Raw genomic sequence first — 25,675 nt, forward strand, 5'->3', positions numbered from 1 at the left:
ATCATGAGCGACACGACACCGACTTTCGATGGAGCCATCGTCCTCACGGGAGGAGGCACCGGCGGCCACTTCTTCCCGGCCATGGCGCTGGCGGAGGGTGCGCACCGCCGATGGCCCCAGCGCACCGTGGCGTTCGTGGGAGCCCGGCGCGGCATCGAGGCGCGCGAGCTGCCGGCCAGCCCCTGGCCCCACCTGCTGCTGGACGTGGAGGGATTCCTGGGACGGTCGCCGCTGCGGGCCGCGAAGTCCGCCTGGAAGCTCTGGCGCGCCACGGCGAAGCTGAAGGCCCTGTGGCGCAAGGACAGGCCCTGGGTCGTCCTCGGGACCGGCGGCTACGGCGCGGCGCCGGCCCTCCTGGCCGCGCGGGCCCTGGGCATCCCCTACTTCCTGCACGAGAGCAACGCCGCGCCGGGCGCCCTGGTGAAGCTGGTGGCGCCGAAGGCCGGGCGCGTCTGGTGCGGCCTGGAGGCCGTGCAACCCCTGCTCCCCGGCGCGGACTGCCGCGTGGTGGGCACGCCCGTGCGCGATGCCTTCCTGCGGGACTTCCGGCCCGCCGGCACGCTGATGCCGCCCCACCGGCTGCTGGTCCTGGGCGGCAGCGGCGGCGCCCGGGCCATCAACGAGGCCCTGCTGGAAGCGGCGCCCGCGCTGCTCGAGGCAGCTCCGGCCTGGGAGATCCTCCACCAGGCCGGCCCTGCGGAGTTCGAGCGGCTGAAGGATCGACCCCGCCACGCCCGCCACGCCCTGGTCCCCTTCATCGCCCGCATGGACGAGGCCATGGAGGCCGCCAGCCTCGTCCTGAGCCGCTCCGGGGCCAGCACCTGCGCCGAACTGAAGGCCGCGGGCCGGGGCGCGGTGCTGGTGCCCCTGCCCACCAGCGCCAACGACCACCAGCGCATGAATGCCCGGGCCCTGGCCGCGGAAGGGCGGGCCACCCTCGTCGAGCAGGGCCCGGATTTCCAGGCGCGCCTGCGGGAAACCCTCACTGCGCTGATGGCCGACGACGGGTCCCGCCTGGCCCTGTCAGGCCGGGGGGAGCCCAACCGGGCCGTGGCCCTCTGCCTGGAGGATCTGGAGGGCTACTTCGGTGCCCGGGGCTCCGCCGCCCAGGCCACCACCACGGAGATGAAGTAGAGGCCCAGCAGGACCACGCTGAAGAAGATGGTGGTCACCACCACATCGCCCGGCGTGAAGAAGGCGCTGAAGATGAGGATGGCCATGGTGGCGTGGCGCCAGTACTTCAGCATGAGCCGCGCGGTCACGATGCGGAACTTCGCCAGGAAGAAGAACAGGACCGGCAGCTCGAACATCACGCCGGTGATGAGCGTGGTGGAGATGAAGAGGTCCAGGTAGTCCGAGGCGTGCAGGTTGGCGCGGAGGCCCGCCGAGGCGGCCTCCTGGAACAGGATGTCGCCCAGGAACTTGAAGGCCTGGGTGTAGGCGAAGGCCGCGCCGGCCAGGAAACAGCCCGAGGTCACCACCACGAAGGGGATCACCAGGCGCCGCTCCTTGGGGAGCAGGCCGGGCCGGATGAAGGCCCAGAGCTGGTAGAAGAGGAAGGGCGCGCAGAACACCGCGGCGGACCACAATGAGAGCCGCATCATGCTGAAGAAGGGCTCGGTGAGGTCCGTGAAGGCGAAGGGGTCCAGGCTCCCGATGGGCTTCCCGGTCTGGCGCGCCATGGCCTCCAGGAAGGGCTTCTGGGCCCAGGCCCAGAGCTTGAACCGGAAGGCGTAGGTGACGGCGAAGCCCACCGCCACGATGGCGAGCGAGCGCACGATCCGCACCCGCAGCTCCTGCAGGTGCTCCCAGAAGCTCATCTTGTCGGGCGGCGTGGCCGGAAGCGCCATGGTCCTCGATGGGGAGAAAAGGCCGGCCTCCCCGGGGAGACCGGCCGGTGGAGGGCCTGTCAGCCTACTTCTTGTCCTTGTCGGAGGAGGCCGGGGGCGCGGCGACGTCCTCCTTCACGGAGTCCGTCAGCTCGCGGCTGGCCTTCTTGAACTCCTGGATGCCCTTGCCCAGGCTCTTGCCCAGCTCGGGCAGGCGGGAGGGGCCGAAGAAGATCAGCAGCGCGATGCCGATCAGCAGGATTTCCATCATTCCGAGGTTGCCCATGTCCGTGCTCCTTGGCGGTACGTGTGCCCTTCAGGGTTTGAGATCCGCCAGCGCCAGGCCGGCCGGAAGGTCGAGTTCCATTCTAAGCAGCGCCTGCCCGTGGGTCTTGCCCTGGGCATCGGTTTTCACGCTCTCGCTGCCGCCCCCCCCAAGCGAGTCATGAAGAATAAAGTTGATAGCCTTGAGGTTAGGAACTTCGAAGCGTTCAACACTACCTTTGCATATGGTTGAAAAGTGATGTTGGACACGCTCCGCGGTCAGCTCCCGCTGGAGGAACCGGTAGCCGGCCTCCGTGTAGGCGATCAGCCCCACGTTGGAGCCGTCCCCCTTGTCGCCGCTGCGGGCGTGGGCGATCTCCTCGAGCCGGATGCGGGTCATTGGACCTCCACGGTGCGGCGTCCCAGGGAATGGTAGGTCCAGCCCTTGGCCTCCATGGCCTCGGGGCGGAAGAGGTTGCGGCCGTCGAACAGGCGGCGGGCCTTGAGGGCCCTGGCCACGGCTTCCAGGTCCGCCTCGCGGTACTGGGCCCACTCCGTGGCGATGATCAGGGCATCGGCGCCTTCGCAGGCGGCCAGGGGGGATTCGGCGTAGCGGACCTTGTCGCCGATCCTGGCCTTCACGGCGACCATGGCGGCGAAGTCGTGCACCACCACCTCGGCCCCCAGGCTCACCAGGCCGTCGATGAGCTCCAGGGCCATGCTCTCCCGGATGTCGTCGGTGTTGGCCTTGAAGGCCAGGCCCCAGAGGGCGAAGCGCCGGTCCTTCAGGGGGGCGGGCACACCCGCCTTCACGCCGAAGTGGGCCTTCAGCTTGCGCAGGAGCACCTGCTTCTGGTGGCGGTTGGCCTCCACGGTGGCGGCCAGCGTCATCATGGGGTGGCCCTGCTCCCGGCCCACCTTGAGGAGGGCCTGGAGGTCCTTGGGGAAGCAGGAGCCGCCGAAGCCGGGGCCCGGATTGAGGAAGGCGGGACCGATGCGGTGGTCCGCGCCGATGGCGGTCTTCACGTGGTCGATGTCGGCGCCCACGGACTCCGCCAGGTTGGCGATCTCGTTGATGAAGCTGATGCGCAGGGCCAGCATGGCGTTGGCGGCGTACTTGGTCAGCTCCGCGCTGGGTGGATCCATCCGGAACCACTTGCCGCCGCTGCGGTCCAGGAAGGGCTGGTAGAGCCCCTTCATGACGGTTTCGGCGTGGTCCGTGCGGCAGCCCACCACCACGCGATCGGGTTCCAGGAAGTCGCCGATGGCGGAACCTTCGCGCAGGAACTCGGGGTTGCTCACCACCTCGAAGCTGCGGTCCGTGCGGGCGGCGATCTCCGCGTGGACGCGGGCGGCCGTGCCCACGGGGACCGTGCTCTTGTCCACCACGATGAGGGGCTTGGCGTCCTTGGCCCGCAGGGCCGTGGCCTCGCCCAGCTGCCCCGCCACGGCCAGCACGAACTTCATGTCCGCGCTGCCGTCCTCGCTCTGGGGCGTGCCCACGCAGATGAAGGCGGCGTCGGCATCGGCGATGCCAGCCTTGAGGTCCGTGGTGAAGCGCAGGGCGCCGGACTTGAGGTGCTTCACGAGCAGGTCGTCCAGGCCCGGCTCGAAGATGGGCGACTGACCCCGGGACAGGGTGGCGACCTTGGCGGCATCCACGTCCACGCCGATGATGCGGTGCCCCGCCTCGGCGAAGCAGGCCGCGGCCACCAGCCCCACGTATCCCGACCCGATGACCAGCACCTGCATGGCGTCCTCGCGCAAAGCACCCAGTGTAGCCGCATCCCCGCTTGCTATCATTTCCTGGACGGAGGCAGCATGGCGATCCTGGCGGCACCCACGGGCAATGAGGTCAACCTGCTGGAGGTGATGCTCCACGCAGGTCCGGTCTCCAAGTCGGTGCTGGCGATCCTCGCCACATTCTCGCTCCTGAGCTGGGTCGTGATCATCCGGAAGGCGCTGCTCTACCACCGGAGCCGCGAGGTGTCCGAGCGCTTCCGCGGCGCCTTCAAGCGCGCCACGGACTGGCGCGACCTGAAGCAGCAGGTGGAGCGCTTCGCCCTGAGCCCGCTCGTGGGCCTCTTCGTGGCCGGCTACGGCGAGGTCACCTACCAGCTGCGCCAGGTGGGACCCGACGGGCGCCCGCAGCTCCGCAGCATGGAGGCCGTGGAGCGCAGCCTGCAGCGGGCCAGCGTGGTGGAGATGGGCCGGCTCGAGCGCTCCCTGGGCGGCCTGGCCACGGTGGCGGCCGTGAGCCCCTTCATCGGCCTCTTCGGCACGGTGTGGGGCATCATCGACGCCTTCCGCGGCATCGGCGCCACGGGCAACGCCAACCTGGCCACGGTGGCCCCCGGCATCTCCGAGGCCCTGGTGGCCACGGCCATCGGCCTCGTGGCGGCCATCCCCGCCCTCATGGCCTACAACTTCTTCCAGGGCCAGCTCAAGCAGTTCCAGACCGAGCTCGACGACTTCTCCCTGGAGTTCATCAGCCTCTCGGAACGGAACTTCACCTGAGACCTTCACGCCTGCCGCTCTCCCTGGACTGGGAGGACTGGTTCCAGCTCTGCTGCCCGCCCTATGACCGGCCCGAAGCCCTGGACCGCTTCGAGTGCCGGCTGCCGCAGGCCACGGAGCTGTCCCTGGCGCTCTGCGCCGACCTGGGGGCCACGGCCACCTGGTTCTGCCTGGGTGACCAGGCCCGGCGCCATCCGGCCCTGCTGCGGCGCATCGTGGCGGCGGGCCACGCCATCGGCCTGCACGGCCTCACGCACCGCCGGGCCTTCGAGATGGACTGGGCCGCCTGGCGGGCCTCGGTCCGCGACGGCAGGGCCCTGCTGGAGGACCTGGCCGGCCAGGCCGTCGTCGGCTACCGGGCCCCGGAGTGGAGCCTGCGGGGGCCCGCGGAGGACTGGTGGCGGGACCTGCCGGAGCTGGGCTTCCGCTACGACTCCAGCCGGGCACCCCTGGCCGTCATCGGCGATCCCGCCTGGCCGCGGCGGCCGCACCGGCTCGCGGAGGGGCTCTGGGAACTGCCCCCGCCGGTGCTCTGGTCCGGGCCGCCCCGATCGCCCCTCTGGGGTTGGGGGCCGCGGGTGCTGCCCTTCAGCCTCGTGCGCCGGGAGCTGGCCTTCCTGGCCGCGGAGGATGCGGGCACGCCCCTGACGATCCACCCCTGGGAGCTGGACGAGGGCCAGCCGGACCTGCCCGGAGCCTCCTTCGGCCACCGCTTCGCCCACGGCGCGGGCCTGAAGGGCCATGGCGCCCACCTGCGGGACCTCCTGGCCGGGTTCCGGCTGACCACCCTCGAAGCCTGGGTGGGGGACCAGTGAAGGCCGCGCCGCTCATCTTCCTGGCCCCGTCCGAGGACAAGGCCCCGGGCGGAATCCCCGGGCCCCTGCCGGAGACGCCCGCCCAGCGCTGGGTGCGGGAGCGCCTGGTGGCCCTGGCGAAGACCGGATCGCCCGAGGTCCTGAGGAAGGCCTTCGACGTGAAGGACCTGGCCCTGGACAAGGCCCGGACCGAGGCCCTGGCCCTGGCCTCGACCCGGCACCTGCCCCAGCTGCCGGCGCTGGCCCGCTACACCGGTGTGGCCTTCCAGGCCCTGGACGCGGGTTCGCTTCCCCAGGAGGCCTGGCGGCAGGTGTTCGTCCTGTCCAGCCTCCGGGGTCTGGTGCGCGGCGACGAGCCGGTGCCGCCCTACAAGCTCAAGCTGGGGGCCATTCCGGGCCTGAAGGCCCACTGGCGGAAGGCGCTGGCGGTTCAGCTCCCGCTCCTGCCGGAGGGCCCGGCCTGGGAGCTGCTGCCCGGGGACGCGGCCGACCTGCTCCGGGGCTGGGACCGGCCGCGGCACACGGTGGAGATCTTCGATGCGAACGGGAAGGCCATCAGCCACTTCTCGAAGAAATACCGGGGGCTGGTGGCGCGCTGGATCCTGGCGCACGGGCAGGGGGACCCCCGGAAGGTGCTGAGGGGCCGCATTCCCGGCTGCCAGTGGGCCGGGGTGGATGAGAACGACCGGGGCGGCCTGGCCCTCCGGCTGCTGGTGGAGCCATGAGCGACGACTGCAACCGCACCCCCTTCTGGCAGCGCCAGCCCCAGCTCCCCCTGGAGATCCAGCGCTTCTTCCAGGCCCGGACCGAGGCGGCCCTGGGCGATCCGGAGGCCCGCCAAATCCTGGTCTGGCCCACGATCCTGGGCGCGCCCGCCCTGCGGCGGGCCCACCCCGAGGGCGTGCCCGAGCCGGAGCTGCTGGATCACGCGGCCCGCATGCTGAGCGCCCTGGGCCACCATGACCCGGCCGCGGCCTGGGCAGGGCACCGGACCGCCTGGCCGGACACGGCCGAGGCCGGGGCCATGGGCTGGCGGCCGGCGGCGGGCTGGGGCGCCTGGGGCCCCCTGGTGAGCCTGCGCTGCGGCTGGCAGCTGGCGGCCCTCACGCCCCTGCCCCTGGGTGCGCGCTACCCGCTGGCCTGCGGCGTGTCCCTCTTCAACCACGGGCTCTACCACGAGTGCCACGATGCCCTGGAACCCCTCTGGGACGGCGCGGAGGGCGAGCTGAAGGGCCAGCTGAAGGGCCAGCTCCAGGGCCTCATCCTGCTGGCGGGCGGCTACCACCACCTCCAGCAGCACAACCTGCGGGGCATGATGTCCCTCTGGGAGGAGGCACTGGGCCGGCTGGAGGCCTGCGGAGGCCGGGTGGCCACCCCCTGGGGCGAGGTGCGGGCCGAGGCGGCGCTGGACCTGACGGCCCGGCGGCTGGACCATGGAAGGCGCGCGACGGACGATGCGGACGATGATGCGGTGTGGGGTCCCCTGTGGGCCCTGGACCGCCCCACCTGGGAGCTGGCATGAGGGAAGCGGCGGATCTGCTGGTGCTGGGCGCGGGGATCGCCGGCTGCTCGGCGGCCCTGCGGGCGGCGGACCAGGGCATCCAGGTGGTGCTGGTGGCCAAGGATGAGCTGGGCGGCAGCAACACCGCCTGGGCCCAGGGCGGCATCATCGGCAAGCCCCCGCCTGAGGAGGGCGACTCCCCGACCCTGCTGGCCGAGGACATCGAGGCGGCCGGCGCAGGCCTGTGCCGGCCCGAGGCCGTGCGCCAGCTGGCGGAGGAGGGGCCGAAGCTCTGCCGGAGCTTCCTCTGGGAGCGGCTGGGCGTGCCCTTCGACCTCGGGACCAACGGGACGCCGGATCCCACCGCCGAGGCCGCCCACAGCGCCCGGCGCATCTACCACGCCAAGGACGCCACGGGCCTGGCCATCCAGACGGCCCTCAGCGACGCCGTGCGGAAGCATCCGAACATCCAGCTGCGGGAGCGCCTCTGCCTGGTGGACCTCATCACCAGCCCGCACCACTGCGTGAGCCCGGTACGGGTCTACGAGCCCATCCGCGTGCACGGCGCCTACCTCTTCGATCCTGCCACCGGCGAGGTCGAGGGGTTCCTGGCCCGCCGGACCATCCTGGCCACGGGGGGCCTCGGCTACCTCTACCTGCACACCACCAACCCCCCGGGGGCCACCGGAGATGGTCTGGCCGCCGCCTACCGGGCCAGCGCCCGCATCGTGAACTGCGAGTACCTGCAGTTCCATCCCACCACCCTCTACGTGCCGAACAAGCCCCGGACCCTGCTGACGGAGGCCCTGCGGGGCGAGGGCGCGCAGCTCCTGAACGGCAAGGGCGAGCGCTTCATGGCGAAGTACGCGCCGGATCAGCTGGAGCTGGCCCCCCGCGACGTGGTGAGCCGGGCCATCTTCCAGGAGATGGCGGTCACCGGGGAGCCCTGCGCCTACTTGGATCTGGCGCCCGTGGCCGCGAAGCTGGACCTGGAGGAGCACTTCCCCACGGTGCTGGCCGCCTGCCGGGCCGAGGGCATCGACCCGGCGCGGCATCCCATCCCCGTGGTGCCCGCCGCCCACTACTTCTGCGGCGGCGTCCTGGTGGACCTGGAGGGCCGCACCAGCCTGCCAGGGCTCTTCGCCGCGGGCGAGGTGGCCTGCACCGGCCTCCACGGCGCCAACCGCCTGGCCTCCACCAGCCTGCTGGAGGGCCTGGTCTGGGGCTTCCACAGCGCCGACGCCGCCGTGCGGGAGCTGGGGGAGACCGTGGACCCGGATCCTGGCGACCTGGCCCCCTGGCGCATGCCGGAGGCGCCGGAGGAGACTGACCCCCTGCTCATCGACCAGGACTGGCGCCTCGTCCGCAGCACCCTCTGGAACTACGCGGGCATCGTCCGCAGCAGCGCCCGCCTGGAGCGGGCCAAGGCCGACCTGCACTACCTGGCCCACCGCATCGAGCGCTTCTACCATGAGGCCCCCCTGAGCCGGGAGCTGCTGGAGCTGCGCAGCGGCATCCTCTGCGCCCGGCTGATCCTCAACGCGGCGCTCCAGAACCCCGAGAGCCGCGGCTGCCACTACCGCGTCGATTGATTGCATTTAGCGGGACAATGGGGGCATGGTGCTGTCCGTCTTCGACCTCTTCCGCATCGGCATCGGGCCCAGCTCCTCGCACACGGTGGGGCCCATGCGGGCGGCGCGCAGCTTCGCGCTGGGGCTGGAGGCCTCGGGCCTGCTGGAGGCCACGGCCGCGGTGAAGGCGGAGCTGTTCGGCAGCCTGGGCGCCACCGGGCGGGGGCACGGCAGCGACAAGGCGGTGCTCCTGGGCCTGCTGGGGGAGACCCCGGAGGGCGTGGACGTGGAGGCTGTGGAAGGCCTGGTGGCCAGGATCCGCGAGACGCAGCGGCTGGCCCTCCTCGGGAAGCGGGACATTCCCTTTCATGAGCCCGAGGACCTGCACCTGCTGCACAGGAGCCTGCCCTTCCACCCCAATGGCATGCGCTTCACGGCCCTGGACGAAGCCGGCGGGACGCTCCGGGCCCAGGTGTTCTACTCCGTGGGCGGCGGCTTCGTGGTGGAGGAGGGCGTTCCGGTCCAGGCGGCCCCGGGCCCCGAGCCGCCCCACCCCTTCCATACCGCGAAGGAGCTGCTGGCGCGCTGCCGGGAGGCGGGCCTCCCGGTCAGCCAGCTCATGCTGGCGAACGAGCGGACCTGGCGTTCCGAGGCGGAGATCCGCTCGGGCCTTCAGGACATCTGGTCGGTGATGCAGGCTTGCGTGCGGCGCGGCTGCGCCACCGAGGGCCTGCTGCCTGGCGGCCTGAAGGTGCCGCGCCGGGCTCCCGCCCTCTATCGGCGCCTGACCGAATCCCCGGAGGCCGGCCTCAAGGACCCCCTCACGGCCCTGGACTTCGTGAGCCTCTACGCCCTGGCGGTGAACGAGGAGAACGCCGCCGGCGGCCGGGTGGTGACGGCTCCGACCAACGGCGCCGCGGGCATCCTCCCCGCGGTGCTGCACTACTACCGCCGCTTCGTGCCCGGGGCCACGGACGAGGGGGTGGAGCGGTTCCTCCTGACGGCTGGCGCCATCGGCGCCCTCTACAAGGAGAACGCCTCCATCAGCGGCGCCGAGGTGGGCTGCCAGGGCGAGGTGGGCGTGGCCTGCTCCATGGCCGCCGGGGCCCTGGCGGAGGTGATGGGCGGCTCGCCGGACCAGGTGGAGAACGCCGCGGAGATCGGCATGGAGCACAACCTGGGCCTCACCTGCGATCCCATCGGCGGCCTGGTGCAGGTGCCCTGCATCGAGCGCAACGCCATGGCCAGCGTGAAGGCCATCAACGCCGCCCGCATGGCCCTCCACGGCGACGGCCACCACTTCGTGAGCCTGGACAAGGTCATCAAGACCATGCGCGACACCGGGGCCGACATGAAGAGCAAGTACAAGGAGACCGCCCGGGGCGGCCTCGCCGTGAACGTGCTCGAGATGCCCCTGGACTTCACCGTCAACCTGCCGGAGTGCTGATGCGCCGATCCGCCGCCCTCTTCCTGACCCTGCCCGCCGTCCTGGCGGCCCAGCCCGCGGGGCTGGACGAAGGACGCCTGGATCCGGCCTGGTTCGGTCCTGCCGCTGCCTTCCAGCCCTCCAGGACCCTGGGCTTCCAGTGGGTGAAGCCCGGCCTGGACCTGCGGAACCGCACGCTCCAGCTGCGGGCTTGGGAAGCCCCGGCCTGGGTGCTGGGGAAGCGCGAGATGAAGGACCGGGTCTTCCTCCGGCGGGTGGAGGACGCGCTTCCGAAAGCGCTGGACCACGGGCTCCGGCGCGGCCTGAAGGGAAGCCTCCCCGTGGCCGCCGGCGGGGATGTGCACCTGGTCGCCCGGGTGGTGGACGCCGTGGGCCAGGCCGACGACTACATGGCCGCAGGCCAGGTGAAGCTCACCTTCGACCTCAAGCTCGTGGACGGCGATACGGGCGAGCTGCTGGGCGCCTTCCACGACACCCTCCAGGGCCCGGGGCCGGACTTCGTCTCCGGCGGCTTCGAGCGGTGGTCCGAGCAGCTGGGCCGGCTGCTCGCCGCCTCTGCCGCCGCGCCAGCCCCCACCCAGGCCCCGCAGGTGGCCGCGAAGCCCCTGCCGCCGCCACCCCCGCCCTTCGACCTGGAGGGCGCCCTCCGCCGCATCGAGGGGCTCAAGCGCGACGGCCTCCTCAGCGAGGCGGACTACCAGGCGCTGCGGAAGAAGGCGGCCGAGAAGGCCGGGTCTCCTAGATAGGCCAGGGGCCGGCGCCCTCGCGCAGGAGGACCGGCTCCTCGGAGGTGAGGTCCAGGATGGTGCTGGGAACCCCCAGGGGCTGGCCGCAGTCCACCACCATGTCCAGGGCGTGGCCCAGCTCCTCCTCGATCTCCCAGGCCGTGTTCAGGATGGGTTGGTCGGGCAGGGCGACACTGGTGGTGATGATGGGCTCGCCCAGGAGCGCCACAAGGGCGTGGCAGAAGCGCTGGTCCGGGATGCGGAGGCCCACCACCTGCTTGTTCTGGAGGTGGCGCGGCACCTCGCGGCTGGCGGGCAGGAGCACGGTATAGGGCCCCGGCAGCAGCTGTTTGAGGATGCGGAAGGTCGGCGTGTCCAGGTGGCGCGTGTAGTGGCAGAGCATCTCCATGTCGGAGCACATGATCGACATGGGCTTCTTGGGATCGCGGCCCTTGATCAGGTGGATGCGGTCCACGGCCTTCTTGCGGGAGACCAGGCAGCCCAACCCGAACAGCGTGTCCGTGGGGTAGGCGATGACGCCGTCCTTCCGCAGGATCTCCGCGAGGCGCTCGAGGTGGCGCGCCTGGGGCGTCTCGGGATGCAGGGTGAGGATCATGGCGCGTCCAGCTCGCGCCAGCGCGCGCGGCCCGCGGAGGGGTGGTCCTTGGGCCGCTGGAAGAACCGCTCCGCCAGCGCCGGGTCCAGGGCCGCGGCCACGCCGCTCCTTCGTCCCTGGAGAGCCAGCAGGGCCACCACCGTGAGGCTGTCGGTGATCTCGCCGGCCAGCACGCGGCGGAGGCAGTCCTGGAAGGGCTCGCGATGGAGCATCAGCTCCTCGTCGTCCTCGGGGTGGTGGCCCTCGGCGGGGCCGAGGCCCGTGGCCAGGAAGAGGAAGGCCTCCTCCTCCGTGGAGGAGTTGCTGGTGTGGAAGAAGGCCAGGGGCTCCCAGACCTGGGCCGCGAGGCCGGCCTCCTCCGCCAGCTCCCGGCGCATGGCCTCGAAGGGGCTCTCCGAGACATCGCCGCCGCCCTCGGGGATCTCCCAGGAGTAGGCCTCCAGGGGATAGCGCCACTGGCCCACGAGCACCACGCGGTCCTGGCCGTCCAGGGCCAGGACGCCGCAGGCGGTGCGGTGGAAGCCGCAGACGGCGTAGCGTCCCTCGGCGCCCCGGCGGTGGCGGAAGCGGTCCTCCCGGATCCGGATCCAGGGCGAGTCGTAGATGAACCGCCGGCCGGTGACCGTGTAGGGATCCGGGTGCTCGGGACGGGGCAGGGGCTTCAGGTCCATGTCCTGAACATAGCAAAACGCCCGCTTGCGCGGGCGTTTTGGAGAGCAGAACCGTTCCCTACCGACGGAGGCCCAGGCGCTCGATCAGCTTGGCGTAGCGCTCCTTGCTCTTCTTCTTGAGGTAGTCGAGCAGGCGGCGGCGCTGGCCAACCATGATCATGAGGCCGCGGCGGCTGTGGTAGTCCTTGGTGTGGGTCTTGAAGTGCTCGGTCAGGTCGTTGATGCGCTTGGTCAGGATCGCGACCTGCACCTCGGGCGAGCCCGTGTCCGACTCGTGCTGCTTGTAGTCGTCGATGATGATCTTCTTCTGTTCCACGTTCAGGGCCATGGTGGCTCCTTTTCGGGGGTTCTCCCGTCACCCTGCCCTCAGTCCCGTACCGAGGATGGGTCGAACCTGGGAAAGGCCAGGTGCCTTGGTTTTTCAAGACTTCGGCCCGCGCAGCGGGCCGAAGGGTGGTGCGGATAGAGGGACTCGAACCCCCACGTCTTGTGAACACTAGTACCTGAAACTAGCGCGTCTACCAATTCCGCCATATCCGCTTGAAAGAACGCTCCGGGGCCCGCGGGTTCCGGATGTGCCGAACACCAAGCCTAGCGTGGTCCACGCTTCGAGGCAACAGCGATTCTCACCAGTCCCGGTAGGGGATGCCGTTCATGCCGGTCCCTGGTGCGAGGCTGTAGACATCGTAGACGTGGCCGCCTCCCCAGCTGGAGCTGTTGGCGTCGTCGTTGCTGTTCCGGAGCCCCCAATCCGTCTTCCCCGTGAAGGGGTCCACGGGGATGCGGCGGAGGAAACGCACTTTCTTGTTGAGGGAGCCGGCGGCGGGCACGCCCTCCACCAGGACCTCCAGGCTCTCCGGATAGCCGTTGGCCTCCGCCGGCGGGGCCTTGATCTTCTGGCCGTCCGCCTGCTTCTTGTACTCGTCGATGGCCAGCCGCATCTCGCGCAGATCCCGGCGCAGCTCCAGCTCCTTCTCGCGCTTCAGGCCGTTGCGGGCCAGAGGCACGGTGACGGAGGCGAGGATCAGCAGGACGGTGGCGGTGACCACCAGCTCCAGCAGGGTGAATCCGCCCTGGCGGCTCACTGCACCGTCACGAGGGCGTTGGACCAGCGCCCGGAGATGGGCGCGGTGCCCGCGAGGAACTGGCCGCTCTGGATGAGCACCGGCGCGTTGCCCGGCGTGAGCCCCGACAGGTCGAGGATGGCCAGCTGGCCGGCGTCCACCTCGGTGCCGTTGCGCTTGAACACGAGCTTCAGCGCGCCGTCCTTCCCGGGGAACTGCTCCAGGCTGCCGCCCTCGGTGGTGATGAAGTCGCCGGGGGACACGGAACCGAGCTTGAGGCCCGCCGGCAGGCGGAGCTCCAGCGTGCCGGAGCTGAGGCCCTTGCCGCCGCTGACCGTGAGCGCGATCTGGACCCGCTCGCCGATCTTGATCTCCGAGGCCACGGGGGTCATGAAGATCACCAGGTCGGAGGCCGCGGGGCGCGGTTCCTCAGCGGGCCCTTCGGGCTTCTTCTCCTGGATGGTGTCGGAGGGGGCGGACACGGGAGGCGCGGCGGCACCCTGGGGAGCGCCCGGCGCGGCCTGGGCCGGCCCGGGCTGGGAGGCGGGGGCCGCCAGGGCGCTCTGAGCGCCCTGGGCCGCCGGCTTGGCAGTGGTCTTCGCGGCGGCCTTGGCGGCGAACAGGCTCGACTGGGCGGCCGCATCGTCGGGGTTGAAGGCGGCGAGGTCCTGCTCCGTGAGCACGGGCTTGCGCACCAGGACCGCGCGGATGGTGAGGATCACGTCGGTCTTCGCCTTGCTGTTGCGCGTGTTCCCGGTGAGGCGGCCGATGAGGGGGATGTCGGCCAGGCCCCAGATGCCCTGGAGGCTCTTCTGCTCCTCGTCCTTCAGCAGGCCGCCGAAGATGGCGGTCTCGCCATCGCGCAGGCGCGCAGAGGTGATGATCTCCCGCTTGCCGAGGTCGGGCCGGCCCGGCGTGGAGCCGGACTTGAGCGTGGTGACGAGGCTGTTGATCTTGAGGGTGATCTCGCCGTTGTGGTGGACGCGGGGCTCCACCTTGATCTTCACGCCCACGTCCTCGTAGGAGTAGGAGGTCTGCCCCACGCCGCCCAGGAGGGAGGAGGTGGCGGCCGTGGCGGTGGTGCCCGTGGTGGGCAGCGACAGCTGGCTCTGGGTGGTGGAGATCTTCTCGCCGATGTTCACTTCGCCGGTCTCGCCGGAGAGCACGCGCACGTTGGGGCTGGCCACCAGGCGGGCGTCGCCGTTGCCCTTGAGGAAGTCCAGGGCGAGGTTGGGGAACAGCACGCGGATGTCGGCCGTGTGGATCTTGGTGAAGCCCGAGTTGGTGTTCAGGCCCGAAGTGTTGTTCACCGTGGTGGCGCCCATGCGGAAGGTGCCGGAGGTGTCCGAGGCGTTGATCACGGGCAGCAGGCCCACCTGCTCCAGGCTGTTCTCCGTGACCTCCATCAGCTCCATGTAGACCATGACCTCGGCCTTGGCCTTGTCGAGGCTGCGGATCACCTGGTCCACCACGGCCAGCTCCAGCGGCTTGGCCTTCACGATGATGGCGTTGATGCGCTTGTCCGTGAACACGCGCAGCTGGGGGTTGAGCGTGGTGAGGGTGGAGCGCAGCTCCGTGGGATCGGCGTTGGACAGGTAGTAGGTCTTGAGGATCTGGTTCTCGTACTGGTCGCGGTTCTGCGGGGTGGCCTTGAAGACCATGATGGTGTTCTTGTCGATCACCTTGTAGAACAGGTCGTTCTGGAGCATCAGGGTGTCCAGCACGCGCTGGAAGGGCAGGCCCCGCAGGTCGATGGAGATGTTCTGGTCCTGGAAAGAGGTGTGGGTGATGATGTTGACGCCGGAGGCCTTGCTGAGGGTGGCGAAGATCTCGCGCAGGCTCGCGCGGCGGCTGAAGTTCAGGTCGATGCCCTCGAGGGACCGCGGGTTCAGCTGCACGGCGTTCACGGTGTCGGCCTTGGCCTTCAGCAGCTCCAGGTCGTCGGCGGCATCGGCCTCGGCCTTGTCCTGGGCGGCCTTCTGCTCCAGGCGGATCAGCCAGTCCTGCGCGATCTGGTTGTCGGGATCCAGCACCAGGGATTTCCGGACTTCCGACAGCACCGTGTCGGGCAGGCCCCGCTGCTCGGCTTGCCGGGCCAGGGAGATGTGCCATTCGGCGGCGCGCTGGGAGGCCCGCTTGATGCCGATGCGGGCCTTGGTGTTCGACGGGTCGCTGCGCAGGACCTCACGGTAGGCGGCCACGGCGTCGTCGTAGCGGCCTTCGTCGTAGGCCTGGTTGGCCTTGTGGAGGCTGCAACCGATGGCCAGGAGGAGGAGCGCGGCGGCGGCGATGAGCTTGCGGGCGGGAACGAAGGAGGGGAGCGGCATCGGTGGCATCCTTCGGATCAGAATTGATTGACGGGCGCGCCGCCGGAGGCTTCGCGGGCCTCCAGGACCATCCGCAGGTCGGGGTACTTGGTGTTCTGGAATTCGGCGCGGTTCTCGAGGATGGAGACGAGCTTCCAGCGGTCCCGGAGGACCGTCCCCTGGACCAGGGTCACGGGCTCCTCGCCTTTCATGAAGGCCCCCACCAGGCCGGCGGGGTTGCCCTTGAAGAAGCCGAGGTAGCGGAGATCCTGGGGCCGGCTGGCGAACTCCGCGGCCTTCTCCTGCGCCAGGCGCTGGGCCTCCAGCTCCGCGGGCGTGGGCGGCGGCGGCGGGGGGGGCGGCTTGACGGGCTTGGGCGGGGGCGCGGGCGCTTCGAAGAGGAAGAGGTCGCGGCGGACCTTGGCGCCCGGGGGAAGCTCGCCCGCCCGGTCCAGGGCCGCGAGGTCCGGCAGCTTGCGGAGGCCCACCAGCTGGCGGGGATCCAGGCCGGTGCCCACGCCCGCGACCAGGGGGCGCTTCGCCTTCGGCGCGTCCGGCGCCAGGATGGTGTAGAGGGCGAAGGCCAGGACCAGCACGAAGGCCCCGAGGGCCACCTGGGTCCGGCGATTGGCGCGGAGCTCCTGGAGCATGGCCTGGAGGTCGAGGGTGCGGGCGGGGGTGCTCATGCCTCCTCCTCGCGCTCGGGGCCGCCGGCCTTGCGGAAGGCCCGGAGGATGATGTCGAGCCGCGCGCCCTCGGGGCTCTCCTCCAGGCGGCCGTCCCGCACGGCGAAGGGCAGCCCGGAGCCCTCCAGCTCGAGCATGAAGGCCTTGTGGTTGGCGTAGACGCCCACGGCCACGAACTCCACGTCCACGGCCTCCAGGTCCGACCCACGGGTGCCTTCGCGGCTGGGCAGGCCGTACTTCACCGTCTGGAGACGGAGGCCGTGCTTCTTGGCCAGCTCATGGAGGGTCTTGCTCAGGCTCCACTGCAGTTCCCCGGCGGAGCCGCGGGGCAGGCGGGTTTCCAGGTTCTCGAGGGTGGCCTGGCCCCGCCGGATGCGGTCGGCCAGCTGCTGGAGGTCCTGGAGCTGCTGCATCTGCTGGTTGCGGTTCAGCTCGGCCTCCCGCTTGGCCTTCAGCTTCTGGGCCAGCTGCTGGGAGGCGTCCGGGAGGAGGAAGAAGGCCACGCCGAGGCCCAGGGCCAGGCCCAGTGCGCCCAGCGCCAGGCGAAGCCGGCTTGCGCGGAGAGGGCTGCTCATCGCGGGGGCCTCCTCGAACGGCGGAAGCCGCGGGTCGGAACCGATTCGTCATCCTCGCCCTGCGCGGGGCGGAGCTGGACTCCCTCCCGGCCGCCCGGAGTCAAGGGGGCGACGGGGACGTTCGGCGGAGGGGCCAGGCGGGACGCAGGCGCCGTGGCTTGAGTGGGGGCTGGAGCGGGTGCGGAGGGTGCCGGGCGGGCGGCGGGGGCGGGCCTGGGCGGCGGCGCGGGCGCCGGCGCGGCGGCCCCCATCTTGACGGGTCGCTGCTCGAAGGGCGGAGGCACGGCGGCGGCGGGCAGGCTCAGCTCGAAGTCCCAGCCGCCCCCCTGGCGCTCGGCCTCCCGCTCCAGGATCACCTCGGAGAAGACCGGCGCGGCGCGGAGCGCATCCACGAAGGCCGCTTCGGCCTCGCGAGTCTGGGCCTCGCCCTTGAGCTTCATCACCACCTGCTGGGCGTTGCCGCGGGTCCGCTGGAGACCCTTGAGCCGCATGCCCGGCACCATGCACTGCTCGAGCTCCGCGGTGACGCGCGACCAGGGCAGGCTGCGCTCCTGGAGGATGCGCTCGGCCAGCTTCCAGCGGGCCTGCTCGCGGGTGGCGTCCATGCCCTGGAGAGAGGCCTGGATCTGGGCCTCGGAGCGCGCGGCCCGCCGCGTCTCCTCCGTGAGGCTCACGGCGTCGCGGCCGGCCCGGCCGGCCTGGTGATAGGCCCGCCAGGTGAGGCCGAGGGAGCCCAGGAGGAAGACGGCGCCGAAACCGAGGGCCGCCCAGCCCAGGAGGCGGTGGCGCTGGCGCCAGAGGCTGGGGCGGGGGGCCAGGTTGAGGTGGAGGGCAGGAACGGCCATCAGGGCGTCTCCACCAGGGCGAAGCGGTCATCCAGGATGCGCGCGGGGATTCCAGCGTCCGGCCAGGCCGGGGCGCCCCAGATGGCCAGGCTCTGCGGGGTCCGGGACTCGCGCTGGAGGAAGGCGGCGCTGGGGGTGATGCGCTCCTCGATCCAGCCCTGGGGATCCAGGGGCTCTGTCCACTGGCGGAGCAGGCAGAGGGTCCGGCCCCAGGCCACCAGGGTGCCTGCGTAGCGGCCCTGGCCGGCGGGGCTCAGGGAGAGCAGCATGCCGGGGAGGTTCAGGGTCGGCGCCAGCAGGTTGTAGAGGTGCAGCCAGCGGGGCGTGATGGCGTGGAGGTTCCGGTCCAGCTTGAGGCCCAGCTGGAGCAGGGTCTCCCGGAACGACTCGGGGATGCCCGAGGCCAGCCAGATCCCCGGCTCGACCTCCAGGGCCTGGACGAAGTGGGGCTCCTCGAGGGCGAGGGCCTGGGTGAAGCGCCAGCGGAAGAAGGCCTCCTGGGCCTCGGCGCCCTTGGGCAGCTCCGTGAGGTCCCGCAGGAGGACGGAGGGCGTCCACAGGTCGTCCAGCACCCAGCGGGTGGGTCCCTGGGGCAGGGCGGCCATGGCCTGGGCCAGCTGGTCCTCCGTTGGAAGGCCCGACAGGGCGCGCCGGTGGGTGCCCGCGTGGATCCGGTGGACCTCCAGCCACACCAGGGAAGTGACCGGGTCCTGGAGGAACGGCAGCCTCATGGCATCCACCCCCTGCTCCCCGCCGCCGGATTTGTGCAGGATGCCCCCGGCCGGGCGTCCGTCGCCGGTTCGCGCAGGGGGAGGCTGATGGAATGCACAGGCGACTCCTGACAGGACAGGGGAAGGAATCGAGTCTACCGGGCCGCCACCGGATTCCCAAGGGGACGGGGATCACGTCTGGTATGGAATGATGGAGGCAGATGTTCCCCATCCCCCTCCCCGGAGCGCTGACCGCGTGCGCCTGATCGCCCTCGAACTCCATGGTTTCAAATCCTTCGCCGACGCCCAGAAGCTCAGCTTCCCGGGCGGCATGACCGCGGTCGTGGGCCCCAACGGCTGCGGGAAGTCGAACATCTCCGACAGCCTCGCCTGGGTGCTGGGCGAGCAGCGGGCCTCCATGCTCCGAGGGGCGGAGATGGCCGATGTGATCTTCGCCGGCACCGCCCAGCGCCGCCCCACGGGCCTCGCCGAGGTGAAGCTGGTGCTGGAGATGCCCGATCCCGCCCTGCCGGGCTCCACGCGGGAGGTGACCATCTCGCGCCGGCTCTACCGCGACTCTGGCAGCGAGTACCGCATCAACGGCCGCGAGGCCCGGCTCAAGGACGTGCAGGACCTCCTGCTGGACACGGGCATGGGCACCCGCGCCTACAGCTTCATCCAGCAGGGCCAGATCGACCTCATCCTCAGCAGCAAGCCCAAGGACCGGCGCCTGCTGCTGGAGGAGGCCGCGGGCATCACGCGCTACAAGCTGCGCCGGGCCGACGCGGAGAAGCGCCTGGACGAGACCCGGGCCAACCTCCAGCGGCTGGACGACATCCTCTTCGAGCTGAACAAGCAGATGGACTCGCTGCGCCGGCAGGCCGCGCGGGCCCGCAAGGCGAAGGAGCTCGACGAGCAGATCAAGGCCACCCAGCGGATCCTGCTGGCGGGCAAGGCCGTGGAGCTGGAGGCGGCCAAGCGGCGCATCCTGGATGACCTCGACCATGCCGAGCGGCGGGTGGCCGAGCTCACGGCCCAGGTCTCCGAGAAGGCCTCCGAGGTGGAGGCCCTGCGCCTCTCCGTGGACGAGCAGCAGCAGGCCCAGGCCAAGCGGGCGAGTGCCATCCTCGGCCTGGACCAGCGCCTCCAGCTGGCGGACCAGGAGCGCAGCTTCCAGGAGGACCGGCGGACCGAGGCGCGGGACCAGCGCGGAAGGCTGGAGGAGCACATCCAGATGCTGGCGGCGCGTCTGGCCGAGTCCGGCGATTCCTTCGCCGCGCTGGAGGTCCAGCTCCGGGAGGCCGGCGCGCGGCTGGAGGGGCGGGAGGCGGAGCTGGCCAAGGCCGAGGAGGCCGTGGCCCTGGCCCAGGGCGGCCTCCGCCACGCCGAGGCAGAGCTCCACGGCCACCGCGAGCGCAAGGCCGAATCCCAGAAGGAGGCCCAGGCCCGCCAGAAGCAGCGCCTGGGACTCCAGACCCAGATCGCGCAGCTGGAAGGGCGCCTGGACACCCTCAACCACGAGGAGTCCGTCCGCGCGCCGCGCCTGGAGAGTCTCGAGGCCGAGGCGGGCCAGGTGGAGCGCTCCCTGGAGGGGCTGCTGTCCCAGCTCGAGCAGGCTGAGGAAGCGGCCCTGGACCAGCGCCGCCGCGCCGAGCAGCTGGAGGAGGCCCAGCGGACCCTGGCCAAGGACCACCACCGGGCCGAAGCGGAACTGGATGCCGCCGAGCGGCGCTTGCGGCAGATCTCCGACCTGCTGGCCAAGAGCTTCGGGGAGGCCGAGCTGCAGAAGGGCCTCACGTGGCTGAAGGAGCAGGGCGTCCGGCCCCAGACCCTGGTGGACCTGCTCACGGTGGACGAGGCCCTGCGGCCCGACCTCGAGCGGCTGCTTGGCAGCTGGCTCCAGGTGCTGGCCGCCGACGAGGACCTGGCGGGCCGCGCGTCGTCGGCGCCGGGCCACCTGCTGCTGGCCCTGGAGGCCCAGGCGGAGCTGCCGCCCGTTCCCGAGGGCTGCGAAGCCCTTCGTGACCACCTCCGGTGGAGCGGCGCTGACCGTCCCCTGGGCGGCCTGCTGGACCGGGCCTTCCGCTGCTCCGATGAGCTCCTGCCAGCCCTGGCCCTGGCCCATCCGGACCTGGCCTTCGTATCGCCGGCCTTCGTGCGCCTGCCCTACGGCCCCGTTCAGCTGGGCGTGTCCGCCCCGGCGGCCTCGCCCCTGAAGCTGCGGGCCGAGCAGGAGGAGGCCCGGGCCACCCGCGAGGCCCTGTTGGACCGCATCGAGGACCTGGAGGCCCGGCGGGGCAAGGGCGGCGATGACAGCCGGGCCGCCCGCGAGCGTTCCGTGGAGATCGACGAGGATCTGCGGGCTCTTCGCCGCAGGACGGACACCCTGAAGGCGCAGCGCACGGCCCTCCAGGGCCAGCTCTCGGAGATCCGGGCCGCCAGCGAGCGGGCCGACGCCATGTGGGAGCAGATCGAGGCGGAGATCAAGGGGCTCCAGGGCCAGCTCCGGGAGCTGGAGGCCCTTCCGGAAGAAGCCCACGACCAGGCCCTGGAGGAGGCCATCCAGCAGGCGGAGACCGCCGTCCGCGAGGCCCGGCACCGGCTGGACGAGCGCCGCGACCAGCGGCTGGAGGCCGCGCGGGGCCGCGATGCGGCCTGGGCCGAGCGGGATGGCCACGAGCGGCACCTCCAGCTGGCCCAGCGGGGGCGCTTCGACCTGGAGGCCGAGCGGCAGCGCCTGGAAGTGGAGGCCGCGGAGCAGGGCAGCCGCATGGAGGCCTGTGTCCGCCGCCTGGCGGAGCTGGAGGGCGAATCCCAGGGACTGCTGGCGGAGCGGGAGGGCGTGCAGGCCCAGGCCCAGGAGGCCCAGCCCCGGCTGGAGCTGGACCAGGAGACCCTGCGGGTGCAGGAGCGGGCGGCCCGCGAGTTCCAGGAGGCCCTGGAGAACGCCCGGGCCCAGCACCAGGAGGTGCTCATCCACGGCGCCCAGGTGCAGGGCAGCCAGGAGGCCCTGGCCAAGGAAGTCGAATTGGCGCTGGGGCTCGACATTCCCGCCTTCCTCGCGGGCATCAGCGACGCCGAGCGCGAGGCCTGGGTGGAGGGGGAGCTGGTCCACCAGACGCGCCTGAACGAGCTGCAGGGCCGGCGCATGGACCTGGGCGGGGTGAACCCCCTGGCCATCCAGGAGCTGGAGGAGGCCGAGACGCGCCTGGCCTTCATGAACGAGCAGCGGGCGGACGTCACCGCCGCCATCGGGAACCTGGAGTCCACCATCCAGGAGATCAACGCCACCAGCGAGGAGCGGTTCCGCGAGGCCTTCGACTTCGTGAACACCCGCTTCCAGGAGGTCTTCCGCGAGGCCTTCGGGGGCGGCCAGGCCCACCTGAGCCTGGAGGATCCCAAGAACCTCCTGGAGTGCGGCATCGAGATCACCGCCCAGCCGCCTGGCAAGACCGCCAAGGCCCTCACCCTGCTGAGCGGCGGCGAGAAGGCCCTGACGGCCATCTCCCTCCTCTTCGCCATCTTCCACTTCAAGCCCAGCCCCTTCTGCGTGCTGGACGAGGTGGACGCGCCCCTGGACGAGGCCAACGTGGGCCGCTTCGCCGCCATGGTCCAGAAGATGAAGGCCGATACCCAGTTCATCGTCATCACCCACCAGAAGCCCACCATGGTGGCGGCGGACACCCTCTACGGCGTCACCATGGAGGAGGCCGGCTGCTCCCGCCTGGTGAGCGTCCAGCTTCGCGAGGCCGAGGCCCTGGTGTGACGGAATGGGTGGTGGGAAGCCTTTTCGCCCCCCGCTTCGCGCAGGGAAAGGGCACTCGTCCTGTCAATGCGAAAGAAAGCGTAAATTGTGGAAAACCCCTTCCAGGGGAAAATGGCTGAATTCCGTGATTGTCGTTAATGCAAGTATTGATTTGAAACGATTTGCATAAACACGCCGAGACGTTGAAAGCCCCGCGAAACCCATCGTGTGACAGGATTTAGGCCCTTCGGGAGGGCCCAATCCACAGGCTTTTCCACAGCACCGCGGTGTCGGTTTGTAACTAGCTGGTAACCCTGGAGTGACGGGGGTGTGTCAGCTCTTCATCTCGGCGGCGAGGAACTCGGGGCGCAGCCATTCGTGGAGAGTCTCCTCCCCCACGCCCAGCTTGGTGAGGTGCTCGGTGGCCATCTTCATGCTCTGGCCCGCATCGCGGCAGATGAGCAGCCGCTGCTTCCAGGCCTCGATGGCGCGGTCCCGGAGCTCGGGCTCGCCCTGCTCCATGCGCTTCTCCAGCACGAAGCCCAGGTTGTTGGCGGCCTTCCGGTGGCTGGACTCCAGGCTCAGCGCCTTCGCGTAGGCCTCCGTGGCCTCCTTGAGGCGCCCGGCCACTTCCAGGGCCACGCCCCGGGCGTTCCACACGTCGGAATCATCGGGGGCCAGGGCCATGGCCTGGTCCACCATGCCCATCTGATCCTCGCAGCGGTTGGCGAAGCGGTAGACCTCGGACAGGCCCAGGTAGGCGCTGTACTCGCTCGGGTCGTTCTCCAGGGCCTGCAGGAAGGCCTGCTCGGCGGCGGGTCCCTGCCGGGTCTCCACGAGGGCATAGCCGAGCTGGACCTGGAGGTCCGCGGCGTCGGGCTCGCGCATCAGGGCCTCGCGGTAGCAGCGGAGGGCGTCCTCCCAGCGGCCCTCCTCCCGGGCCATGTCGCCCAGGGCGGCCCAGGGATTCGAGGCATCAGGATCCGTCTCCGTGGCCAGGCTGAAGTAGGAGACGGCGCCTTCGCGGTCCCCCATGTCGCGCTTCAACTCGCCCAGCAGGGCCTGCGCTTCCGCCAGCACGGGAGCCGGGGGCGCCAGGAGCATCAGGGCGTGGAGCTGGCCCTGGGCCAGTTCCAGGTGGCCCTGCTCGCTGAAGATCTCCGCGAGGATGAAGTAGCTGGCGGGATCGCACACATGCAGGCTGCGGGCCCGGTTGATGCACCGCAGGCCTTCGGCGAGCTCGCCGCGCTTGAGGAGCATCTCGCCCAGGGCGTGCCAGCCCCAGTAGTAGGACCCGTCGGTCTGGAGGGCCGCCACCAGCTGCGCCTCGGCGCCGGCCCAGTCCGCCAGCTGGTCCATGGCGATGGCGAGCAGGCGGAGCGTGCGGGGATCCTTGGGACGCAGGCTCAGGGACTTGAGCAGCCAGGCCTTGGCCTCGGCGGCGTGCCCGCGGTGGAGCTGCACGAGGCCCGCCAGCTCCAGGGCCTTGGGGTCGTGCCCGTCGAGGGCCAGGGCCTGCTGGAGGGCCAGCTCGGCACCGTCGACATCCTGCAGGAGGAGCCGCAGGTAGCTCAGGTTGCGTAGGTGGCCCCCGTGACCCGGATGCTCGTCCCGAAGGGATTCGAGCTGTCCCAGCAGCTCCAGGCCCTCCTCCTCCTCGGCGGTGTCGCTGAAGCAGAGGAGGCGCTCGAACCAGGCCTCCGCATGGGAGCGGTCCTCCACCAGGAGCTGGTCCAGGATCTCCTGGGCCTCTCCGTGGCGCGCGCGCCCGTTGAAGGCGCGGGCCAGCTTGAGGCGGTCTTCGAACGATGTCCCGGCGGCGGTCTTGATCGCCGTCAGGTCCGGGTCGAGCAGCTTGATCCAGGGCCGTGCCATGTGATGCCTCGTGAGGGGTTCCAGGGTATCACCCAAGCGCAGCGGCCAGCCCATCGCAGAGCAGCCGCGACATGGCCTCGCGGGTCTCCACCGTGGCGGATCCCAGATGGGGCAGGAGGACCGCGCGGGGGGCCTTCAGCCAGCGAGGGTTGATGCGCGGCTCGCCCTCGAAGACGTCGAGGCCCACGCCGCCCAGGCGGCCGGACTCCAGCAGGTCGATGGCGGCGTTCTCATCCATGATGCCGCCGCGGGCCGTGTTGATGACCACGGCGCCTTCGGGGAGCGTCTCCAGGGCGGCGCGGTCCAGCAGGCCGCGGGTCTGGTCCGTGAGCGGGCAGTGGAGGGACAGGACGGCGCTCCGGGGGAGCAGGTCCGCCAGGGGCAGGCGGGGCGCCCGGCCCGCACCGAAGTCCACCTCGCCGCCGCGGCCCTCGCGGTCCCAGAACAGGGGCCTCATGCCCAGGGCCTGGGCGCGCCGGGCGAAGGCCTGGCCGATGGGCCCGCTGCCCAGGAGGCCACACTCCTTGCCCGCGAGGCCGGGGCCCATCAGCAGGTCCGGCGCCCAGCCCTGCCACTGGCCGGAGCGCACCAGGGCCTCGCCTTCGGCCACCCGGCGGGTGAGGGCCATGAGCAGGGCCAGGGCGATGTCCGCCGTGGCGTCCGTCAGCACGCCGGGCGTGTTCACCACGGCGATGCCCCGGGCCTGGCAGGCCTTCAGGGGCAGGTGGTTCACGCCCACGGAGTAGGTGCCGATGGCCTTCAGCTTCGGTGCGGCCTCGAGATCCGCCTCGGTGATGGGCTCCGAGAGCATCACCACCAGGGCCTCGGCCTCGGGCAGGGCGGCGTTCCACTCGGGAGAACGGAAGGCGGCCAGGCGCAGCTCCGGGAAGCGCGCGCCGAGCTCGGTCAGGGCGGGTCCGACGAGGGGGGAGGTGGAGAGGATGCGTGTGGTCATCGCTGCAGGGCCTTCAAGGCAAGGCGGATGGCCTCCGCCAGGGGCGGCTTCGAAGTGCGGAGGTCCGCCACTACCGGCAGCACCACATCCTCCTTGAAGCCAAGATTCGTCAGGGCGGAGCGCAGGCTCTCCTCCCAGGGGTCGCCTGCCGGCCCGCCCGCCAGGCCTTCCAGACCCGCCAGGCCGCCCAGCTTCTCCGACAGTTCGAAGCACATCTTCTCGGCGGTCTTCTTCCCCACGCCGGGGATGCGGGTGAGGGCCTTCACGTCCCGGCCGCGGATGGCCCGCACCAGGTCCTCGAGGCTCAGGGCGCCCAGGGCGGCCAGGGCCAGCTTGGGGCCCACACCATCCACCTTCACCAGCAGCCGGTACAGTTCCCGCTCCTGGGTGGAGGAGAAGCCCAGCAGGGCGATCTCGTTCTCGCGCACCAGCAGCTCCGTATGCAGCACCACCTGGGCTCCCGCCTCCGGCAGCAGGCCGTAGGTGGAGAGGCTGATGGCCGCGGCGTAGCCCACGCCCCCGCACTCGACGAGGGCCAGGTTCGGCAGCTTCTGGATGAGTTCCCCGCGCAGGCGTCCGATCATCCTTCGAGGATACCTGAGGCGGGACGGCCCTAGATGTAACTGCCAAGGAGGTTGTTCATCCGGGTTGAGCTGGGAAGCTGTTGTTACCACACAGCGGCTTTCGCAGAGGCAACCCGGATGAACCTCCACAGTTCAGCAAAGACCTGTCCACGAAGTCGAGCGTTATTGATCCGGCGTGTCCGGTGCCTGGGAATGACCGTCCAGGCAGCGGCCCAGGCGGCGGGGATCAGCGTCCGGACTGCCTACAAATGGCTGGCCCGATTCAGGAAGGAGGGCCGGTCTGGGTTGGATGACCGCTCCAGCCGGCCTTTGCGCGCCCCGACCCGCACCGAGGCAGCCGTGGTCGCAAAGGTCATCGATCTGCGGCGGTCACG

The 25,675-nt window shown here is 71.0% G+C and carries 26 protein-coding genes and 1 tRNA gene; 10 read left to right on the plus strand and 17 right to left on the minus strand.

What is annotated here, in order from left to right; all coding sequences use genetic code 11:
• The first annotated feature begins 3 nt into the window (after positions 1-3).
• Positions 4-1,134 (plus strand): UDP-N-acetylglucosamine--N-acetylmuramyl-(pentapeptide) pyrophosphoryl-undecaprenol N-acetylglucosamine transferase, encoded by a 1,131-nt coding sequence (locus G398_RS17255; RefSeq protein WP_043484424.1) that lies wholly within the window; start codon positions 4-6, stop codon positions 1,132-1,134.
• Here the strand turns inward: G398_RS17255 and tatC are convergent.
• The 4 genes from tatC to G398_RS0108575 all read right to left on the minus strand — a co-directional run bounded on the left by tatC (position 1,080) and on the right by G398_RS0108575 (position 3,845).
• Positions 1,080-1,850: a twin-arginine translocase subunit TatC gene (tatC, locus tag G398_RS0108560; RefSeq protein ID WP_026853295.1), complete on the minus strand. Its 771-nt coding sequence runs from the start codon at positions 1,848-1,850 to the stop codon at positions 1,080-1,082. The two genes, G398_RS17255 and tatC, sit on opposite strands and share 55 nt — an antisense overlap.
• A 64-nt stretch (positions 1,851-1,914) precedes the next feature.
• Complete coding sequence (gene tatA / locus G398_RS0108565; RefSeq protein WP_026853296.1) at positions 1,915-2,115, minus strand: twin-arginine translocase TatA/TatE family subunit; 201 nt, start codon at positions 2,113-2,115, stop codon at positions 1,915-1,917.
• 30 nt (positions 2,116-2,145) lie between these two features.
• Positions 2,146-2,493 carry an AtuA-related protein gene (locus G398_RS0108570; RefSeq protein WP_026853297.1) on the minus strand — a complete coding sequence of 116 codons (348 nt, stop codon included), beginning with the start codon at positions 2,491-2,493 and terminating at the stop codon, positions 2,146-2,148.
• Positions 2,490-3,845, minus strand: a complete 1,356-nt coding sequence (locus tag G398_RS0108575; protein ID WP_026853298.1) for a UDP-glucose dehydrogenase family protein — start codon at positions 3,843-3,845, stop codon at positions 2,490-2,492. Before G398_RS0108575 ends, G398_RS0108570 begins: the two co-directional genes overlap by 4 nt.
• A gap of 69 nt (positions 3,846-3,914) precedes the next feature.
• Here G398_RS0108575 and G398_RS21480 point away from each other — a divergent pair, with 69 nt between their 5' ends.
• The 7 genes from G398_RS21480 (at position 3,915) to G398_RS17275 (ending at position 10,690) form a co-directional block, all read left to right on the plus strand.
• Entirely contained in the window at positions 3,915-4,610 is a 696-nt protein-coding gene (locus G398_RS21480) for a MotA/TolQ/ExbB proton channel family protein (protein WP_052571703.1), read from the plus strand.
• Positions 4,611-4,729: 119 nt separating this feature from the next.
• On the plus strand, positions 4,730-5,425 hold the full coding sequence (locus G398_RS21485; RefSeq protein WP_342669700.1) for a DUF3473 domain-containing protein: 696 nt from the start codon (positions 4,730-4,732) through the stop codon (positions 5,423-5,425).
• Complete coding sequence (gene yaaA, locus G398_RS19580; protein ID WP_052571705.1) at positions 5,422-6,150, plus strand: peroxide stress protein YaaA; 729 nt, start codon at positions 5,422-5,424, stop codon at positions 6,148-6,150. The genes G398_RS21485 and yaaA overlap by 4 nt, the downstream gene beginning before the upstream one ends.
• Complete coding sequence (locus G398_RS19585) at positions 6,147-6,947, plus strand: DUF309 domain-containing protein (protein WP_052571706.1); 801 nt, start codon at positions 6,147-6,149, stop codon at positions 6,945-6,947. Before yaaA ends, G398_RS19585 begins: the two co-directional genes overlap by 4 nt.
• Entirely contained in the window at positions 6,944-8,518 is a 1,575-nt protein-coding gene (gene nadB, locus G398_RS0108600; protein WP_043484427.1) for an L-aspartate oxidase, read from the plus strand. Before G398_RS19585 ends, nadB begins: the two co-directional genes overlap by 4 nt.
• A 25-nt stretch (positions 8,519-8,543) precedes the next feature.
• Positions 8,544-9,944 carry an L-serine ammonia-lyase gene (locus tag G398_RS0108605; protein ID WP_026853301.1) on the plus strand — a complete coding sequence of 467 codons (1,401 nt, stop codon included), beginning with the start codon at positions 8,544-8,546 and terminating at the stop codon, positions 9,942-9,944.
• The gene (locus tag G398_RS17275) at positions 9,944-10,690 is read left to right on the plus strand and encodes a hypothetical protein (protein ID WP_043484429.1); all 747 of its coding nucleotides are present in this window, start codon (positions 9,944-9,946) and stop codon (positions 10,688-10,690) included. The genes G398_RS0108605 and G398_RS17275 overlap by 1 nt, the downstream gene beginning before the upstream one ends.
• On the opposite strand, the gene G398_RS0108615 is transcribed toward G398_RS17275, so the two are convergent.
• The 10 genes from G398_RS0108615 to G398_RS0108660 form a co-directional block, all read right to left on the minus strand.
• A complete protein-coding gene (locus G398_RS0108615) occupies positions 10,683-11,285 on the minus strand; it encodes an L-threonylcarbamoyladenylate synthase (RefSeq protein WP_026853302.1) in 603 nt (200 codons plus the stop codon). The two genes, G398_RS17275 and G398_RS0108615, sit on opposite strands and share 8 nt — an antisense overlap.
• On the minus strand, positions 11,282-11,956 hold the full coding sequence (locus tag G398_RS17280) for an NUDIX domain-containing protein (RefSeq protein WP_052571707.1): 675 nt from the start codon (positions 11,954-11,956) through the stop codon (positions 11,282-11,284). The genes G398_RS0108615 and G398_RS17280 overlap by 4 nt, the downstream gene beginning before the upstream one ends.
• A gap of 58 nt (positions 11,957-12,014) precedes the next feature.
• Positions 12,015-12,284, minus strand: coding sequence for a 30S ribosomal protein S15 (rpsO, locus tag G398_RS0108625; protein ID WP_026853303.1), 270 nt, complete (start codon positions 12,282-12,284; stop codon positions 12,015-12,017).
• 126 nt (positions 12,285-12,410) lie between these two features.
• A tRNA-Leu gene (locus G398_RS0108630) sits at positions 12,411-12,496 on the minus strand.
• Between the two features lie 86 nt (positions 12,497-12,582).
• Positions 12,583-13,041, minus strand: a complete 459-nt coding sequence (locus tag G398_RS0108635) for a type II secretion system protein (RefSeq protein WP_026853304.1) — start codon at positions 13,039-13,041, stop codon at positions 12,583-12,585.
• Positions 13,038-15,347 (minus strand): secretin N-terminal domain-containing protein, encoded by a 2,310-nt coding sequence (locus tag G398_RS0108640; protein ID WP_026853305.1) that lies wholly within the window; start codon positions 15,345-15,347, stop codon positions 13,038-13,040. Before G398_RS0108640 ends, G398_RS0108635 begins: the two co-directional genes overlap by 4 nt.
• 17 nt (positions 15,348-15,364) lie before the next feature.
• Complete coding sequence (locus G398_RS0108645; RefSeq protein ID WP_026853306.1) at positions 15,365-16,012, minus strand: hypothetical protein; 648 nt, start codon at positions 16,010-16,012, stop codon at positions 15,365-15,367.
• Positions 16,009-16,587: a hypothetical protein gene (locus tag G398_RS0108650; RefSeq protein WP_026853307.1), complete on the minus strand. Its 579-nt coding sequence runs from the start codon at positions 16,585-16,587 to the stop codon at positions 16,009-16,011. The genes G398_RS0108645 and G398_RS0108650 overlap by 4 nt, the downstream gene beginning before the upstream one ends.
• Positions 16,584-17,432 carry a PilN domain-containing protein gene (locus G398_RS21930; RefSeq protein WP_026853308.1) on the minus strand — a complete coding sequence of 283 codons (849 nt, stop codon included), beginning with the start codon at positions 17,430-17,432 and terminating at the stop codon, positions 16,584-16,586. The genes G398_RS0108650 and G398_RS21930 overlap by 4 nt, the downstream gene beginning before the upstream one ends.
• A complete protein-coding gene (locus G398_RS0108660; protein WP_026853309.1) occupies positions 17,432-18,163 on the minus strand; it encodes a hypothetical protein in 732 nt (243 codons plus the stop codon). Before G398_RS0108660 ends, G398_RS21930 begins: the two co-directional genes overlap by 1 nt.
• Before the next feature lie 235 nt (positions 18,164-18,398).
• On the opposite strand from G398_RS0108660, the gene smc reads away from it, so the two are divergent.
• Positions 18,399-21,908 (plus strand): chromosome segregation protein SMC, encoded by a 3,510-nt coding sequence (gene smc / locus G398_RS0108665; protein ID WP_169720634.1) that lies wholly within the window; start codon positions 18,399-18,401, stop codon positions 21,906-21,908.
• Positions 21,909-22,220: 312 nt separating this feature from the next.
• Here smc and G398_RS0108670 read toward each other — a convergent pair whose 3' ends face one another.
• The 3 genes from G398_RS0108670 to ruvA are packed head-to-tail and all read right to left on the minus strand — an operon-like array spanning position 22,221 to position 25,301.
• Positions 22,221-23,762, minus strand: a complete 1,542-nt coding sequence (locus tag G398_RS0108670) for a tetratricopeptide repeat protein (protein ID WP_169720635.1) — start codon at positions 23,760-23,762, stop codon at positions 22,221-22,223.
• A gap of 28 nt (positions 23,763-23,790) precedes the next feature.
• Positions 23,791-24,717, minus strand: coding sequence for a 2-hydroxyacid dehydrogenase (locus G398_RS17285; protein WP_043484432.1), 927 nt, complete (start codon positions 24,715-24,717; stop codon positions 23,791-23,793).
• A complete protein-coding gene (ruvA, locus tag G398_RS0108680; RefSeq protein ID WP_026853312.1) occupies positions 24,714-25,301 on the minus strand; it encodes a Holliday junction branch migration protein RuvA in 588 nt (195 codons plus the stop codon). Before ruvA ends, G398_RS17285 begins: the two co-directional genes overlap by 4 nt.
• Positions 25,302-25,418: 117 nt before the next feature.
• Here ruvA and G398_RS20300 point away from each other — a divergent pair.
• On the plus strand, positions 25,419-25,675 hold a 257-nt coding region (locus G398_RS20300), incomplete at its 3' end, for a leucine zipper domain-containing protein (protein ID WP_157492229.1).

Source organism: Geothrix fermentans DSM 14018 (assembly GCF_000428885.1).
Lineage (GTDB): Bacteria > Acidobacteriota > Holophagae > Holophagales > Holophagaceae > Geothrix > Geothrix fermentans.

Bases quoted from the DNA above. Each gene is read 5' to 3' on its own strand.
- G398_RS17255 (WP_043484424.1), top strand. From the start codon at position 4: ATGAGCGACACGACACCGACTTTCGATGGAGCCATCGTCCTCACGGGA.
- tatC (WP_026853295.1), bottom strand. From the start codon at position 1,850: ATGGCGCTTCCGGCCACGCCGCCCGACAAGATGAGCTTCTGGGAGCAC.
- tatA (WP_026853296.1), bottom strand. From the start codon at position 2,115: ATGGGCAACCTCGGAATGATGGAAATCCTGCTGATCGGCATCGCGCTG.
- G398_RS0108570 (WP_026853297.1), bottom strand. From the start codon at position 2,493: ATGACCCGCATCCGGCTCGAGGAGATCGCCCACGCCCGCAGCGGCGAC.
- G398_RS0108575 (WP_026853298.1), bottom strand. From the start codon at position 3,845: ATGCAGGTGCTGGTCATCGGGTCGGGATACGTGGGGCTGGTGGCCGCG.
- G398_RS21480 (WP_052571703.1), top strand. From the start codon at position 3,915: ATGGCGATCCTGGCGGCACCCACGGGCAATGAGGTCAACCTGCTGGAG.
- G398_RS19585 (WP_052571706.1), top strand. From the start codon at position 6,147: ATGAGCGACGACTGCAACCGCACCCCCTTCTGGCAGCGCCAGCCCCAG.
- nadB (WP_043484427.1), top strand. From the start codon at position 6,944: ATGAGGGAAGCGGCGGATCTGCTGGTGCTGGGCGCGGGGATCGCCGGC.
- G398_RS0108605 (WP_026853301.1), top strand. From the start codon at position 8,544: ATGGTGCTGTCCGTCTTCGACCTCTTCCGCATCGGCATCGGGCCCAGC.
- G398_RS17275 (WP_043484429.1), top strand. From the start codon at position 9,944: ATGCGCCGATCCGCCGCCCTCTTCCTGACCCTGCCCGCCGTCCTGGCG.
- G398_RS0108615 (WP_026853302.1), bottom strand. From the start codon at position 11,285: ATGATCCTCACCCTGCATCCCGAGACGCCCCAGGCGCGCCACCTCGAG.
- G398_RS17280 (WP_052571707.1), bottom strand. From the start codon at position 11,956: ATGGACCTGAAGCCCCTGCCCCGTCCCGAGCACCCGGATCCCTACACG.
- rpsO (WP_026853303.1), bottom strand. From the start codon at position 12,284: ATGGCCCTGAACGTGGAACAGAAGAAGATCATCATCGACGACTACAAG.
- G398_RS0108640 (WP_026853305.1), bottom strand. From the start codon at position 15,347: ATGCCGCTCCCCTCCTTCGTTCCCGCCCGCAAGCTCATCGCCGCCGCC.
- G398_RS0108645 (WP_026853306.1), bottom strand. From the start codon at position 16,012: ATGAGCACCCCCGCCCGCACCCTCGACCTCCAGGCCATGCTCCAGGAG.
- G398_RS0108650 (WP_026853307.1), bottom strand. From the start codon at position 16,587: ATGAGCAGCCCTCTCCGCGCAAGCCGGCTTCGCCTGGCGCTGGGCGCA.
- G398_RS21930 (WP_026853308.1), bottom strand. From the start codon at position 17,432: ATGGCCGTTCCTGCCCTCCACCTCAACCTGGCCCCCCGCCCCAGCCTC.
- G398_RS0108660 (WP_026853309.1), bottom strand. From the start codon at position 18,163: ATGAGGCTGCCGTTCCTCCAGGACCCGGTCACTTCCCTGGTGTGGCTG.
- G398_RS0108670 (WP_169720635.1), bottom strand. From the start codon at position 23,762: ATGGCACGGCCCTGGATCAAGCTGCTCGACCCGGACCTGACGGCGATC.
- G398_RS17285 (WP_043484432.1), bottom strand. From the start codon at position 24,717: ATGACCACACGCATCCTCTCCACCTCCCCCCTCGTCGGACCCGCCCTG.
- ruvA (WP_026853312.1), bottom strand. From the start codon at position 25,301: ATGATCGGACGCCTGCGCGGGGAACTCATCCAGAAGCTGCCGAACCTG.